The organism is Rahnella sp. BIGb0603 (assembly GCF_024808755.1).
GTDB lineage: Bacteria > Pseudomonadota > Gammaproteobacteria > Enterobacterales > Enterobacteriaceae > Rahnella > Rahnella contaminans.
Window position 1 is genome coordinate 843,996 of the sequence record NZ_JANUEX010000001.1, and the last position, 14,560, is coordinate 858,555.

Sequence of the window (14,560 nt, forward strand, 5' to 3'; positions counted from 1 at the left end):
ATCCGTTTTACACAGCCGGCCTCAGTACAGCGACGGGGATTTTTGTTGAATTGAGTAAGTGTTTTGATTTGAATACGTGCTTTGCGTCGCCGGTTTCGGCAGACATGCAAATCTTATGTGTACCCGGTCGCCGTCATTGCTTTCACCCAGCGTCTGGAATTTCCCTGTACAAAAATCGAAGATCTTTTTATAGGTATCCGCGCGGCGCTGACGTTCCAGAATGGAAAACACGGAAGACTCATAGCTTGCCTGCCCCTGTACAAAAGACGCATCAAAGTTTGCAGGCCGGTAGACTTCCGCGCCAACGGGTTCATCAATCGATGAGCATCCTGCCAATAAAGTTGCTGCTGCCACCGCTGCTACCATCATTATTTTGATATTTTTCATTATTTATCCCGAGACATCTTCCATTCTATTCAGTGTAGATGAACAACGGCCTAAGCCCTGCCCGCGCTGCCAATACTGTTTTTTCCATTCTTTTTCACGCTTATCAATGCCCGTTCGGCGGCGGCCAGCCACTGATTGTAATTCTCATGATTTCTGGATGTCGCCACGCCAATGCTCATCGAGCACTGAAAACCAGAATCCTGCGACAGACGAATTTCCGAGGTTTTCAGCAACAACCGGTATCCGACCGCATACGCTTCTTCTTCGGAAATGCCCGGCAGTATCACCACAAATTCGTCACCGCCCAGTATGGCTGGAAAATCGTGCTCAGCCGTTTCCTTACGCAAAATAGTTGATACCGATCGTAAAACATAATCGCCCGCTTCGCGTCCGAACAGGTCATTCACCATTTTCAAATCATCGACGCCCAGCACCATCAGGCAGGCCAGATCCTGCTTTGAACGTTCAAATTCCAGCATCAGGCGGCGATCGAGCAAACGCCGGTTAGGCAGGCCAAGAAAGGGATCCATCAGCGCCGATTTTTCCAGTTCGTGCTGCTTATCGCGCAGTTTGCGGGAAATCGAATAATTGGCGGCGCTGAACGCAATAATGTAAATCGTGGAAAGCGGCAGCGTCAGCCATAACGTCCGGTCGCTCACTTCGGTATAGAGGCTCATCCCGGAAAGCGGCCAGCACAGAATAAATCCGGCGCAGTAAAACAGCGCAGCACGGCGCAGTAATTGCCAGCCACCGGCAGAAAACCGGTCGGCAACCAGAATAGACGTAATGATCGCAGATGGCAGCGGACACACGCCCATCAGCGCGACCCATGCGCCACCGGCAATGGCGTCGAACGCCAGGTTTCTGAATTCAGCCTGATTAGGATGCCTGGAACGGCGGGAAATCAGCATTGCAACGTGCGGCCAGACAAACGCGTTCAGCACCAGAAAACCCATCGGGATCCAGGAAGCTTCGCGTTCTAAAAGCACCGAGGCAATGGGGAAAAAACAGAGAAAAGTGCCAAGTATGCGCATTAAATACATTCGTCGTAAGAAACGATCAGAACGCTCACGAACGAGACTTTCATCTGTAGAAAAATATGCCATACCCGAGAAGACTCAATGATTGATTTTTATTTATAGTAGTCGAGTTGGATATCACAGAGCTACTGAAAGCACCGGTTTTAATGGGCCGAACATCGGGGTTTTTTAGGCTTAAATAAAACGGGTCAGCGAATAAGCAGGTAATTTAGGATAAAAAGTCGAAAAGCTAAATCAGACGTGCAGAATTTATCGTGAGGGAGATTACGGGCAGCTTATTTGCCGCCCGCCCGGAATTGCCTGCGAAGTTAAAATTCGAACGTTGAGGAAAGAAGTAACGTTCTTGGCATCCCGACCGCCAGCTGGCCGCTGCCTGCCGCGCTCCAGTAACGTTTGTCGGTGACATTATTCACGGTTGCCTGGAATGTGGCCCTGGTTCCCGCCAGTTTAGTGGTGTAACTCGCGCCCAGATTGTACGTCGTATAGCCCGCCACAAACGCCTGATTCTGGGCATTCACCGGTCGTGAGCCGACATAATACGCGCCACCATTAACCGCCAGACCGTCAATGAAATCCAGCTTGTGGTTGATGAAGATGTTCGCCACTTTTTTCGGCGTATTTTCCGGCGTTTTCCCCAGCAGCTTTTCATTGGTGGTTGAGGTGACTTCCGCACTCAGCAACATGACAGAACCCATCACCGACGTATTTTCCGTGACGTCGCCCTGAAGCGAGAATTCCCCGCCGCGAAATCGTGCTTCGCCGTTAAGGGAATAAATCAGATCATCGCCGGTACTGGCAGACGGTTGTTTCAGCTCGAAATAAGCCGCCGACGCATAAAGTTCACCGTAAACCCGTGTGCGGATCCCCACTTCTTTCTGTTTGCTGACCGCCGCTTTCAGGGATTCCCCGGCGTTAGCGGCGGTTGATGGTGCCGTTCCCGCCGACTCCAGACCTTCCACATAACTGGCGTACAGGCTGATATCCGGCGTGACTTTATAAAGCACGCTGACGGCTGGCGTAACCGCGTGAACATCTTCGGAAGCCGCATCAAGCTGCTGGCTGGTATAGCGCCCGTAACGCACAGCGCCGGTCACCTGCCACTGATCGTTGAGCGTGATCCAATCTTGCAGGAACAGGCCGCCGTCGCGGATAGTCTGTTCTTTAAAGCTGCGGTCAGTCAGCGTTTTTTTACTGTTTTTAGCCGCACGCGTCAGCGATGTAATGGTCACCGGGTCATACATATTCTGCGCAGCAGAATACATGTAGGTTTCAAAACTCGGCTGGTAAAGACGGTTCTGACTGCCGCCAAATAACAATTCATGCTCAACGGAACCGGTATCAAACGTGCCTTTAATTTCCGCCCGGACGTTCTGGTTCAGATAATCCTGGCCAGGCTGATCGGCACCATAAACCGTTCCCTCGCCGGTCTGCGCATTGTAATTATCAAAGACCCACAACCAGCGGTCACGCTTGGTACGCGATTGCCCCGCGCTGACTTTACCCGTCCAGTTATCGGTCAGGGCATATTCAGCCTGAAGTAAGTTCGTTTCTGCCGAGGAATGCGTGTCTTTCCCTTTCATCGATAACAGCTTTTTCGGATCAGGTATTGAAGGAATGGTCATGACGCCATTAACGGCGGTCGGCGTGGCGATTGCCGCCTGCTCAGTAATACGTGCGCGGATTGACTCATAGTCATATTTGAGCAAAAGCCGATCCGTCGCCTGCCAGTCCAATGCTGCGCTGAACATCCGGCGGTTACCATTATCGCCGTCTATCGGCGTATGGATATTATTGGTGACGGCATTGATGCGGACGCCAAAATTTTTCTCTTCACCAAAGCGGTCAGCCAGATCGACGTGCGCGAGGGACGAGCCATTATCATCGGTCGAAAACGTCACCGTTCTGACAGGCTGCTGCCCCGCCCGTTTGGTCACCATATTCACCACGCCACCGGGCGCGACAAAGCCATAATAAAGTGCCGATGCGCCTTTCAGCACTTCCATCCGCTCCTTATCTTCCATCGGAATCGGCAGGTTATTATCAAAAGGCAGAACGCCGTTAAACATATAACTTGAGCGGTTATCCAGATTAATACCGCGAACGGAAAGCTGGTCGTAAGCAATTCCGCTTTGTTGCTGGCGAACAATACCCGCCACATTTCGCAAAGCGTCAAATAAGCCCGTGCCCTGCTGCGCCTGAATAATATCTTTGGAAACGACGCTGACTGAGGCGGGAACATCCATCATATCGCGTCCCTGATAAGCCCCCACGTCGGCATAGCCGGGAATATATCCCGAAGGTTCGCTGTAAGAGCTTCCGTTAACTTCAATGGTGTCATCTTTTTGCAGATTTGTATTATCACTACTTTGATCAGGGTATTTAACGCTATTTTCGCCGGAACGCGTTTCAGCCAGACTTTCCCTGACAGGCAATAAAACAGGAAAGCTGGCAATTAACAGCGACAGCGCGTTTTTTTTCATTTTGTTGAAGTTCATACAATCCCCAAAAACATCCGTAAAAGTATTTAAATCAAAATTAATTTCAGGCCGGCTTTTATTATTTTTTTCAGCATATCCGTGCCGACTTTCTCAGGAAGAAAACCTGATTACTGACTCGCTTATTGCGCGAAACACCGGGCGCCGCTGGCCAGTTCCTGCTCAATCTTACAGGAATCAAAGGGCTCACTAAATTAGAATGATTATCATTCCATCACATGGGGCTGTAGTAGTAAACGTCAGGCAATGAAGTGGAAAAAAGAGAAGCCCGGCGGATTAAAAACCGGGATTTCATTTTTTATATCCCTCTGAAATTGAATATATTATTTTCGTAATCTGTTCTGCAAAACTCGCCCGGAATAGCCCTGATATCCCGACACACCTTCGTAGCGTTGACTACTACAGTTACGTACTTCATCATGATTCTTAAAGGATAATGATAATTCTTCTCATGCATCACTGAGAAGAGTTATGCATGATCGCGCAAGTTTTAAAGACTCAGCCAGAAGGAATAACAGATTGAACCCGGACAGCCCCCTGCCCGCTCCAGCGCAGTACCCCTCTGAAAAGAAAAGCGTTATCAGGATTACCGCAAAGCCAGAACTTGTGCCGTTGGTTGAAAAAATCATTGCGGCATTCCGTCGCGTTCACCCTGATATTCCGGTCGCCGCCACTTTTTGCCATGACGATGCCGCGTTTGCCTTTCTGATTAACCGACGTTCCACGATGGCGCTGATTGAAAGAGAAATTACGCCCACGGAATCCGTGCCGTATAAAAAGCAGCGCGGCTCGGCACCGTTTTCTGTGAAGCTGGCGGTCAGTCCGGCAACGCCAGCCGTGTACGTGCATCACAGTAATCCGCTGACTGAAATTTCGGTGACGCAACTTTCACAGATTTTCACGCGCGGAAATGCACAGGGTGATTTTTCGAACTGGGGACAACTCCTTTCGTCTTCTCACGATGCCAGTATTCTGCCGCTGAGCCTGCCGGAAGACAGCGCCCTTCAGGTGTTTTTACAAAAGCATTTATTTGCCGGACGTGAGCTGACTGCGCGGACTGAATATGTGCCGGATTCGGCCACGCTTCTGGCGCGGCTTGAGAATATGCCAGACGGCATTGGCATTGCTGACACCGCCGGAGAACATCCGCTATTACGTAAAGTGACGCTGACGGGCCAGGCGCGCGACCCGCTTACCCGTTTTCTGTCTCTTTATCTGCCCGCCGGTGAAGGCCACGACGCACATAGACTGGCCGGTTTCCTGCTCTCCGATGACGGTCAGACAATAATCGCAGAAACAACCTGTCTGCCTCTGGAACCTGCTGAGCTCGCTCAGCAGCGTGCAATATTCGCGGTGCATTCATGAATTCAAACACAGTAAATCTCCCGCTGCCGATTGTCGGAAATGACGGCATGGCCTCTCTGATCCTTCCGTGGTGCGCACTTTTCCGCGAAGCGAATCCGGAAATTTCTTTCGACTGCACGTTGGAAGGCTCGTCAACAGCGATTATGGCACTGGCGGCTGATGCCAGCTGGCTGGCACCGATGTCGCGCGCGCCGTGGCCTCATGAACTGGCGGCTTTTGAGCGCGTAAAAGGTTACCGGCCGACGGAAATCCATGTCGGATATACCGGCCACGGACCGCGACCGGAAGCCAAAAGTCCGCCTGCGATTTATGTTCACCGTGATAACCCTTTGGCGGGACTGACGATGGCGCAGCTGGCCTCGGTTTTCTCTTCAGGGCAAAGCTGCGGAGATATCACTGACTGGCAGCAACTGGGGCTCGAAGGCAAATGGCATAAACGGCGCATTCATCTTTATGGCCTGCGAGATAACGGGAAATACGCCACCGCATTCCGGTATGCGCATCTGGCCGGGCGCCATTATCCTGCCCATTATGAAGGCCTCGCCGATCGCCGCGCCGTGATTGAAGCCGTGGCGCAAGACCCGTTCGGGGCGGGCTGTCTGGGCTGGTGTAACGCGGCACTGTTCTCTGACGACGTGCGTATTTTGCCGCTGGCCTCAGAAGCAAACACCGCATTTTATTCGCCGGATTTAGTCAATGTGGCGCAGGGGAACTATCCGCTTTCAAGCTATGTTTCGCTCTGCTTTGACCTGCCGCCGGGAGCCACGCTGGATCCGCTGGTTAAAGCCTGGCTGGAAATGACGCTGTCTGATGAAGGGCAAACTATTGTGGCTGATCAGACCCACAGCCCGGAAGGATACGTGCCGCTGGAACCGTCGATGCTGGCTTATCAGCGGCAAAGACTGGCAAACCTGTAAGTCGCTCCCGAAGTACACTGTAAAAAAATGGCAGCAATGTGAATGAACAGGCGTAACTGTGAAAAACCCGAAAACTAAACCCAACCGCTCCGGCCCGGATCTCTACGGCGAACGTTTCCGCCTGCGTAAAAACCAGTTATCGCCACGCTTGTTTGCTGTCGCGCAGTATATTCATACTCACCGTGGCGCAGTGCTGGATAAAACCGCCATGGAAATCGCAGCGGATACCCAAAGCTCAGATGCTACGGTCGTGCGTGCCATTCAGGCGCTGGGATTTTCCGGCCTGCGCGACCTTAAAAATGTGCTGGCCAGTTATCTCGGGGAGACGCTGACGTCGTCGGCAAAAATGGCAACTACGGTGAATTCCCTGACTCCGGATACCAATTCCAGCATTGATTTCGTGCTCGACGGCTATCTTTATACCTGCCAGATGCTGTCGGAGGAGAAGAACCGGCTGGCACTTTCGCGTGCCAACGCGTTGTTGAAAACCGCCGACCGGATAGCCATTTTTGGCATCGGAGCTTCCTCTCTGCTGGCGGAATATACCGCCCGTCTGTTCAACCGTAACGGGACGCCCGCGTATGTGCTTAACCGTACCGGCGCGTCGCTGAGTGAGCAACTGATCGGCATGCGTCCGGGCGATGTGCTGATTATGATGGCGCAACGAAGCGCCCATCGGGAAGGTGTCACAACGCTGGCAGAAGCCAAACGCCTGGGGATTTCAACTATTTTACTGACCGGCTCGGCCGAATCCGTTTTTATCAAAGAAGCGGACTGCGTGGTGTTTATTCCTCGCAGCGCTGATGCGGAAAAAATCCCCGTCCACGGCACGCCTGTCATTTGCCTCGAAATTCTGGTGCTGGCGCTGGCCGCCTCTTCACCAAAAGTCCCGCTTCAGACCATGAACCGGCTTTATGAGCTGAGTAATTCCATGACCAAGCCCCGCAAAAATCCGCGCGGATGATAAGACGCAGAAACCCCGTCCGGCACAACCGGACAGGATCGCGTTCATTTCTGATCCCCAAAATCACTTCTGGTATTGAGCGTCGGTCACTTTTTCCAGCCACTCAACCGGGCTGCCGTTAAGAGATTCGGCAATCGCAATGTGAGTCATGGCATTTTCCGGCGTAGCGCCGTGCCAGTGTTTAACCCCTTCAGGGATCCACACGATATCGCCGACATTCATTTCACGAATTTCACCGCCCTCTTCCTGCAACCAGCCACGGCCGTGAGTGATGATCAGCGTCTGGCCCAGCGGATGCGTGTGCCATGCGGTGCGCGCGCCCGGTTCAAACGTCACGGTTGCCCCCCCGACGCGCGCAGATTCAGTACCGCTGAACGGCGTATCGATGCGCACCTTGCCGGTAAAATAGCTTTCCGGGCCATTCTGTGAAGGAACAGAACCGCTTTTGGTAATTCTCATTTTGTCAGACATTTTACTCTCCGTTTTCTCGTTCTGATAAAAGGTACAGACATTCCGTTTAAACGACTAGATGACAAAATATGAAAGGAGCTATGAGCGGGATTCATAAATAAAACACAAAGCACGGCAGATTCAATATTAGAAAAATTGATAATTTATTGATTTTTATTAGAATTTCATTCATCCTTTGCGGACTTTAAGAAATATTGTATTTTTCGCATTTGCGGCCCGCCTGGAGCGGGCTTTTTTATGTTTTTAACACTGAAATTTGACTTAGGAATTTATTTAACATAATTAATCTACCCGACGAACCGCCCGGCACGGATTACCACAGGCAACAACGTCCTTTGGAATAGAACGAGTCACTACGCTGCCAGCACCAATTGTACTTCCCGCTCCGATGGTGACGCCTGGCAGAACGATGCACCCTCCGCCAATCCAGACATCATCACCGATTGTGACCGGTTGCGCGCTCCCGATATGTTCCCTGCGTAAATCACAATCCAGCGGATGTTGAGCGGTATAAATTTGCACATCTGGCCCGATAAAAACGTTATTCCCAATACACACCGGCGCGCAATCGAGCAGGACAAAATTGAAATTGATGAAAACGTTGTCCCCAAACGTTGTGTTAATACCGTAATCGATACGCATGCCTTTTTCAAAATGCACGTTGTGCCCAACCTGACCGAATATTTTTCTGATCAGGCTGTCTTTCTCAGCCACCTGACGCGCACCCAGTGCATTAAACTCGTCCACTTTGTCCCGGGTTTGGTAGCGGATTTCAATAAGTTCTTCATCATTAATCGGATAATCCAGACCGTTAACCATGCTTGTCAGCGCAGACATAATCTTCTCCCTGTTCAAAAATTTTTCAACCGGCTTACTGCCCGATATCCCGCAGTTTTTTCCCTGCCATCAGATTTCTTTCAATCTGTTCAAGCGTTACGTTTTTCGTTTCAGGAATAAGAATAAAAGTAATCACAACAAAAGCGAGATTCAGTGCGGTGTACAGCCAGAATGTTTCTGCGGCGCCAATATTGTCCATCAGCGTCAGGAAAGTCGCACCGATAATCATGTTGGAAATCCAGTTGGTGGTCGTTGAGCAGGTGATCCCAAAGTCGCGGCTTTTGAGGGGCTGAATTTCAGAACACAGGATCCACACCACCGGCGCAGCGCTCATGGCATACCCGGCGATACACATCATCGTCATCCCCACCGACAACCAGGAAAGCCCGGCTCCCGCCGTTCCGTGATTAAACTGCTGAAGGCAATATCCCAACACCAGCGTCCCGAGCGCTATCACGCTGAAACCTATTTTCAGCGCAGGTTTACGCCCCGCTTTATCAACCATGCCGATAGCAATGAAAGTCGCCAGCACAAACGTCAGGCCGACAATAATCGTGGCAATCATCTGTTCCTGTGTGCTGGTAAATCCGGCCAGATTAAAAATTTTCGGCGCGTAATACATGATGATATTCATGCCGGTAAATTGCTGCATGGCCTGCAATAACATGCCGAGATACACCGCCCGACGCACATTGCTGTTGGCTTTAAATAAATTCCAACCGCCCTGTTTTAACTTCAAACTTTCACGAATTTCATTCAGTTCCTGACGGGCCTTTTCAGAGGTATCGCGCAGCATCCGCAGCACACGTTCCGCTTCAATATGCTGTCCTTTCGCCGCCAGCCAGCGCGGGCTGTTGGGTAAAAAGCAGACCGCGAGCATCAGAACTAATGCAGGGATCGCCAGAACCCCCAGCATGGCGCGCCAGTCGCCGCTTGCGCTGAACGCCGTATCAGACAAAAAGGCCAGCAAAATACCGAAAGTCACCATCAGCTGATACATCGCGATCATTTTGCCGCGGATAGTTTCTGACGCCATTTCAGATAGATACAGAGGCGCAGTATAAGAGGCGATGCCAACTGCAAATCCGAGGATCAGACGAGAAACCATCAGAATTTCAACACCTGAAGCAAACGCTGAGCCAAGCGAACCGAGAACAAACAATAATGCTGCGGCCATCAGGCTGTATTTGCGCCCCAGCCGGAAAGAGAGCCAGCCATTGGCAAGCGCCCCGAATGCCGCGCCGAGCATCATAATGCTGACGACCCATTCCTGCTGCCGGCTGGTAAGGACGAAATGGTCAGTAATAAAGGGAAGCGCACCCGAAATCACACCGATATCAAGGCCGAACAACAGCCCGGCCATCGCCGCCGCGAAAGACACAAAGAGGTTCATCACTTTGGTATTTTTCAGTGGATTTTCAGTCAGTTTTGCTACATCAGATGACGACATTTTTTTTCTCCGGATAGAAGGAAACACAGCAACGGACATCAGAAAAAAATAAATCCGGTCTTCACGATAAGCACAACGCACCCCGGCAGTGAGAGCAGGACGGGTACATATATAAACAATCGTGCTGCGCCGGATTTTTTGTGATCAAGATCACCAGCCCGCAGCAATCACATTAAATAAACGTGTCAGCCGAACCCTCACGATTTGCGAGACACTTTCCAAATCTGAATTAAAAACACTGTAAATACATACAGTCTGTTTCTTTATTTCTCGGTCAGGAATAGAGTCAACCCGGTAAAGGCGGCCCGGAAAGCTGCTTCAATTTTACTGACTCGGGATAAACATCATGATGAATTTCGAAAGCGGCACAGCATTTCAGCAAAACTCAGTCACCGTTTTTCGCTCACTGGTTGCCGGGCTGGATCTGGGGAATTTTAACGAGGGGCAGCTTTACGACCTGAGCGCACTGGCGTCAGAATCCGCCGAAGGTTTGTGCCAAGGTTTACTGTGCCTGAGTGAAGGGCTGGAGAACGGAGAATTGTTGCCGCCCGAAGGCATTTTGCAGGTCAGCGCCTACCTGAAAGCCTCAGCGCATATCTTGCCGGTCCTGTTTGAGTTGTCGGAAAAAGCCAGCGACAAGCTGGGGAAAGTGAAGAAAAAGATAACTTACCCGATGATGTGACCATCACTAGCAGGCGTGCCGGGTTACGGGATTAATTGCTGCATAAAATATTCAAAGAAAGATGAAACCACGGTAGCGGCGGGCCTTATGGGTAAACGGAGTAAATGCATGGGTCTGGATACCGGCGCGTAATCGGGTAATACGCGGTTCAGCCGTCCGGCCTCTATATCATCTTGCAGCGTGACGCAGGAATGCATAACTACCCCCAGACCAGATAACGCGGCCTGACGGATAGCTTCACCGGAATCCACGGTAAGGCGCGGGACGATATCTACATCAATCTGACCGTCCGGCCCCAGGAGTTGCCAGCGATGAGCAGAGCGCCACTGGCTGAAACTGACACAATGGTGGCGGGCTAAATCAGCGGGCGTTGCCGGTGTTCCGTGAGTCTCCAGATACGACGGTGAGGCTGCCAGCACCATCTCATAAGGCGGTAAAGGAACGGCGACATATCCTTCGTCCTGAAGATTACCAATGCGTATCGCTATCTGAAAACGCTCTTCAATCATATCCACACGGCGGTCGCTCAGAACCAGATCGGCGTTGACGGCGGGATAGCGTTGCAGAAATTTCGACAATATTGGCGTGAGGATACGCTGACCAAACGCAACCGGCGCGCTGATACGCAGCATGCCCGTCACCTGTTCGTTAAGATGACGCGCCAGAGAATCGGCATCTTCAATCGTTGCGAGGATCTGCACTCCGTAAAGATAAAAACGGTGCCCTGCTTCCGTCAGCCCCTGACGCCGGGTGGTCCGGTTAATTAACACGCAGCCCGTGCGAGTCTCCAGCATCTGGATGTGCTTACCGACCATAGCAGGCGTGATACCCAGCTTATCGGCGGCGGCCGTAAAACTTCCGGACTCTGTCGCGGTGATGAACGATTCGACACACTTCAGGTAATCCATTGCTCTGCTCCGTGAGGGTAAAATGAAGCATTATAAATTTTTATTATCGAATAAATAAAGCAGACCGCTGTTTATCTCCTGCGACCGCTTCACGATAATCGCCGCAATATTCACAAAGATTAAGTTAAGCAAAGGCAATGAAAGCACTGGTTTTTGAAAATCCGGGTTCGGCCGATGTATTACATATGCATGAGGCGGCCGATCCTGTTCCGTCTTCAGGAGAATTACTGGTTGCGGTCACCGCAGCCGGGCTAAATTTTGCTGACATTTACCGCCGTCAGGGCCGTTATCCGCTGGCAGGAACCTCGCCGTATATCGCAGGTTATGAAGGGGCTGGCCGGGTCATTGCTGTTGGTGAAAATGTGACCGGCTGGAAAACTGGCGATCGCGTTGGTTTTGCCGATGTCCCGCTGGCGCACGCCAGCCATATCCGGGTGCCGGCCGACCACGCAATCCGCTTACCGGAATGGCTGTCTGAAACTGATGCCGCCGCTGTTTTGCTGCAAGGCCTGACTGCCGATTATCTGCTTCACGATGTGCTGCCTTTACGTGCCGGAATGCACGTCGCAGTACTGGCTGCCGCGGGTGGCGTCGGGCGTTTATTGCTTCAGATGCTAAAACATCAGGACATCCACGCCTTTGCTGTTGCATCGAGCCTGGAAAAGCAGAAATCTTGTCTGGAGCTTGGCGCTGATGCTGCTGCAAATTATGACACCTGGCCTGAGCAGGTCCGTGTGTGGCAGAGCGCAGGTTGCGATGTGGTATTCGACTCCGTGGGAACAACGCTCACCCAAAGTCTGGATTCCCTAAAAGACGGCGGCCGTGTAGTGCTGTTCGGTATGTCCGGTGGCGCGCTTGCTGAATTCGACCCAACCCGCCTCCAGCTCAATTCTCACGGAATTCTGGGCGCCGATCTCTGGACGTACCTGACCTCCGTCAAAGAGCGCCAGTGCCGCGCAGATCGGCTTTTTGCCCTGATTAAAGAAGGCAGCGTAGTTCTTCCGCCAGTTACTCAGTTTGCATTATCATCCGGCGCAGATGCACACCGACTGCTGGAAACCCGAAGCTTCAGCGGTAAGATTGTGTTGGTGCCATAGGGGAAATTGTTTAGCGGATTTTTGAACCCTGCAGGATTCGAATACAACCGTTATAACCAAAGCTTTCGATATAACCGATAACATCAGCGATACCCTGACTTCGGGTTTCATAACGACGACAGTTAACCCTCTCTGCTTTCTGGCTGCGGAAAAATCTTTCCGTAACAGCATTATCCAGGCAGTTAGCTTTTCGACTCATACTACCTGTAACATCCAGTTCTTACTGGCAGGACTGGAACTGAGCGCTGGTATATTGCGCCCCCTGAACGCTATGGAACACCACAGAGCCTGCTGGTCATCGTTTATTGATTACCAGCCTTAAAGCTCGGACGGTCAAGTCGCTGCCCGGTTTGTCTGAGAAGGCCCAACTCACTATTTTTCTTGAACATAAGTCCATCATGATAGCCAGATATAAGCAGCCCTGAACTGTACGCAGATAGGTAATGTCACCTGACCACCAGGTATTAAATGTCACTGGATTAAACTGCCGATTCAATAGATTAGCGGCAACGACAGCGGGTTTTCCGCCGCGTGGATAACGATGACGTCCGGGGCATTTAGCACCAGTAATAAGGTTTTCATTATTTGCCGAACGCGGTATCTGCCCATGTTAAAACCTTGCTCCGTAACTCGATCCACATACGCCGGCTGCCATATGTGGCATCCATTTCAACGTGAACATGCCTGGCCGCGGCGCGCAACATCAGAACATCGGGATTGATCATTGGCCGACGACTATGGGCATAAAATACGCTGCGCGAGCGACGAGCAGCGGCATACCTGTTGGTATATTTGCACCAGCCTTCTTCGGATTCACCGCGACTTTTTGTCGTTGATCATTTCCATGGCGAAGAAGGCCAAAGCCTTTTTTAACAGGTCATTGTCGCTTTGTAACCGCCGTACATGTTTTTCAAGTTCTAGTATTCGCCGTTGTTCAGACGTAATCGCGCTGGCGATGGGAGTAACTCCCCTGACTTCTCCGCGATTTTGTCGTAACCAGCGTTGTAATGTTGAAAGACCAATATTCATCGTTTCAGCAGTTTGGGTCACCGGGTACTTGTGCTGTAAAACCAAATTGATACATTCCTGCTTGAACTCATGGGTAAACGTTTTTCGTCGCATTCTCACCTCGTTAGCGTTGCTCATTATATCTCTAACAAAGTGTCCGGATTGATTAGACCATTACACGCATCTTTCCATCCCAGAACGCGGGCTTTTTTTCTGCCTTCAATCGCGTTTTTTTATGCAAATTCAGTTGCCAATTAGCACCAAGGGGGCTAATATTTATCACTTGAGGTAGCAAACCGTCCGCAGCCCGCCCCCCGTAAGGATGAACATGAGAACAGAAGACGTGACCCAGGCAGAATTAGCGAAAATCAACGTCGAGATTGCCAAGCTGATTGCTGAGACTTCAAAGCTCAACCGCGAATCGGCCTGGTACCCGATTGTTGTTGCGTCCGGCCTGATTGGTGCAGTTGCAACAAACACAACAGTTCTTTTGAAACTGATTTGATAAAAAGCCCGGAAGGGGCTTTTTTACAGGTGTGCAGATGAGACTAATAAAAGAGTATTCCCCACCGACTACCGATGATCTGATTCGCCTTAAAGATGAACTTGGTTACACCGGTAACCAGATGGCGGATCTGGCCGGAGTAGCCAGTAACAGTCAGTGGCGTAAGTATACAGGGGGGGAATCACCGCGCGCACTCAGCCCGCATATTTTGTTTTACATGGCTGCACAGTTGGCACTTGAAGAAAATAACCTGAAGAAAATCACTGAGAAAATGAAGGAAATGGGAGCTTGCTTTGATTAAGGATCAGTTAAAAAACTTTTATCGGTTCTTATCACTTGGCGGGTTCAGGTGACTGGCGATATTGGTGGTTATGAAACTTTATTCTCATGAAGCCTTGGACAAGAATATCAATGTTAGATTTTGGCATTTTATA

The 14,560-nt window shown here is 50.9% G+C and carries 16 protein-coding genes; 7 read left to right on the forward strand and 9 right to left on the reverse strand.

The window, feature by feature from the left end; genetic code table 11:
• Positions 1-21: 21 nt before the first annotated feature.
• The 3 genes from M2403_RS04030 to M2403_RS04040 all read right to left on the reverse strand — a co-directional run bounded on the left by M2403_RS04030 (position 22) and on the right by M2403_RS04040 (position 3,922).
• Complete coding sequence (locus M2403_RS04030; protein ID WP_152326416.1) at positions 22-387, reverse strand: hypothetical protein; 366 nt, start codon at positions 385-387, stop codon at positions 22-24.
• 50 nt (positions 388-437) lie between these two features.
• Positions 438-1,421: a diguanylate cyclase gene (locus M2403_RS04035; RefSeq protein WP_235937368.1), complete on the reverse strand. Its 984-nt coding sequence runs from the start codon at positions 1,419-1,421 to the stop codon at positions 438-440.
• 314 nt (positions 1,422-1,735) lie between these two features.
• The gene (locus M2403_RS04040; RefSeq protein WP_259228580.1) at positions 1,736-3,922 is read right to left on the reverse strand and encodes a TonB-dependent siderophore receptor; all 2,187 of its coding nucleotides are present in this window, start codon (positions 3,920-3,922) and stop codon (positions 1,736-1,738) included.
• 471 nt (positions 3,923-4,393) lie between these two features.
• Between M2403_RS04040 and M2403_RS04045 the strand changes: the two genes are divergently transcribed.
• Genes M2403_RS04045 through M2403_RS04055 form a run of 3 tightly spaced genes read left to right on the forward strand, consistent with a single transcriptional unit; the run spans position 4,394 to position 7,168 of the window.
• Positions 4,394-5,287 (forward strand): substrate-binding domain-containing protein, encoded by an 894-nt coding sequence (locus M2403_RS04045; RefSeq protein ID WP_259228581.1) that lies wholly within the window; start codon positions 4,394-4,396, stop codon positions 5,285-5,287.
• Positions 5,284-6,204: a PstS family phosphate ABC transporter substrate-binding protein gene (locus M2403_RS04050; protein WP_259228582.1), complete on the forward strand. Its 921-nt coding sequence runs from the start codon at positions 5,284-5,286 to the stop codon at positions 6,202-6,204. The genes M2403_RS04045 and M2403_RS04050 overlap by 4 nt, the downstream gene beginning before the upstream one ends.
• 58 nt (positions 6,205-6,262) lie before the next feature.
• A complete protein-coding gene (locus M2403_RS04055) occupies positions 6,263-7,168 on the forward strand; it encodes a MurR/RpiR family transcriptional regulator (RefSeq protein ID WP_152326411.1) in 906 nt (301 codons plus the stop codon).
• 63 nt (positions 7,169-7,231) lie between these two features.
• On the opposite strand, the gene M2403_RS04060 is transcribed toward M2403_RS04055, so the two are convergent.
• The 3 genes from M2403_RS04060 to M2403_RS04070 form a co-directional block, all read right to left on the reverse strand.
• Positions 7,232-7,627 (reverse strand): cupin domain-containing protein, encoded by a 396-nt coding sequence (locus tag M2403_RS04060; RefSeq protein ID WP_165059723.1) that lies wholly within the window; start codon positions 7,625-7,627, stop codon positions 7,232-7,234.
• A 294-nt stretch (positions 7,628-7,921) separates the two neighbouring features.
• On the reverse strand, positions 7,922-8,476 hold the full coding sequence (locus M2403_RS04065; protein ID WP_259228583.1) for a sugar O-acetyltransferase: 555 nt from the start codon (positions 8,474-8,476) through the stop codon (positions 7,922-7,924).
• Between the two features lie 34 nt (positions 8,477-8,510).
• The gene (locus M2403_RS04070; RefSeq protein WP_165059390.1) at positions 8,511-9,926 is read right to left on the reverse strand and encodes a sugar porter family MFS transporter; all 1,416 of its coding nucleotides are present in this window, start codon (positions 9,924-9,926) and stop codon (positions 8,511-8,513) included.
• Positions 9,927-10,272: 346 nt separating this feature from the next.
• Here M2403_RS04070 and M2403_RS04075 point away from each other — a divergent pair, with 346 nt between their 5' ends.
• The gene (locus M2403_RS04075; RefSeq protein ID WP_152326409.1) at positions 10,273-10,608 is read left to right on the forward strand and encodes a hypothetical protein; all 336 of its coding nucleotides are present in this window, start codon (positions 10,273-10,275) and stop codon (positions 10,606-10,608) included.
• Positions 10,609-10,631: 23 nt separating this feature from the next.
• Here M2403_RS04075 and M2403_RS04080 read toward each other — a convergent pair whose 3' ends face one another.
• Positions 10,632-11,516: a LysR family transcriptional regulator gene (locus M2403_RS04080; RefSeq protein ID WP_152326408.1), complete on the reverse strand. Its 885-nt coding sequence runs from the start codon at positions 11,514-11,516 to the stop codon at positions 10,632-10,634.
• A 137-nt stretch (positions 11,517-11,653) separates the two neighbouring features.
• On the opposite strand from M2403_RS04080, the gene M2403_RS04085 reads away from it, so the two are divergent.
• Complete coding sequence (locus M2403_RS04085) at positions 11,654-12,613, forward strand: zinc-binding dehydrogenase (protein WP_259228584.1); 960 nt, start codon at positions 11,654-11,656, stop codon at positions 12,611-12,613.
• 295 nt (positions 12,614-12,908) lie between these two features.
• On the opposite strand, the gene M2403_RS24915 is transcribed toward M2403_RS04085, so the two are convergent.
• Positions 12,909-13,088: a DDE-type integrase/transposase/recombinase gene (locus tag M2403_RS24915; protein ID WP_405047802.1), complete on the reverse strand. Its 180-nt coding sequence runs from the start codon at positions 13,086-13,088 to the stop codon at positions 12,909-12,911.
• 338 nt (positions 13,089-13,426) lie between these two features.
• Positions 13,427-13,759 carry a transposase gene (locus M2403_RS04090; RefSeq protein ID WP_152326405.1) on the reverse strand — a complete coding sequence of 111 codons (333 nt, stop codon included), beginning with the start codon at positions 13,757-13,759 and terminating at the stop codon, positions 13,427-13,429.
• A gap of 190 nt (positions 13,760-13,949) precedes the next feature.
• Here M2403_RS04090 and M2403_RS04095 point away from each other — a divergent pair, with 190 nt between their 5' ends.
• Positions 13,950-14,126 carry a hypothetical protein gene (locus M2403_RS04095; RefSeq protein WP_259228585.1) on the forward strand — a complete coding sequence of 59 codons (177 nt, stop codon included), beginning with the start codon at positions 13,950-13,952 and terminating at the stop codon, positions 14,124-14,126.
• A 37-nt stretch (positions 14,127-14,163) separates the two neighbouring features.
• On the forward strand, positions 14,164-14,427 hold the full coding sequence (locus tag M2403_RS04100) for an XRE family transcriptional regulator (RefSeq protein ID WP_152326404.1): 264 nt from the start codon (positions 14,164-14,166) through the stop codon (positions 14,425-14,427).
• The last annotated feature ends 133 nt before the right edge of the window (positions 14,428-14,560 follow it).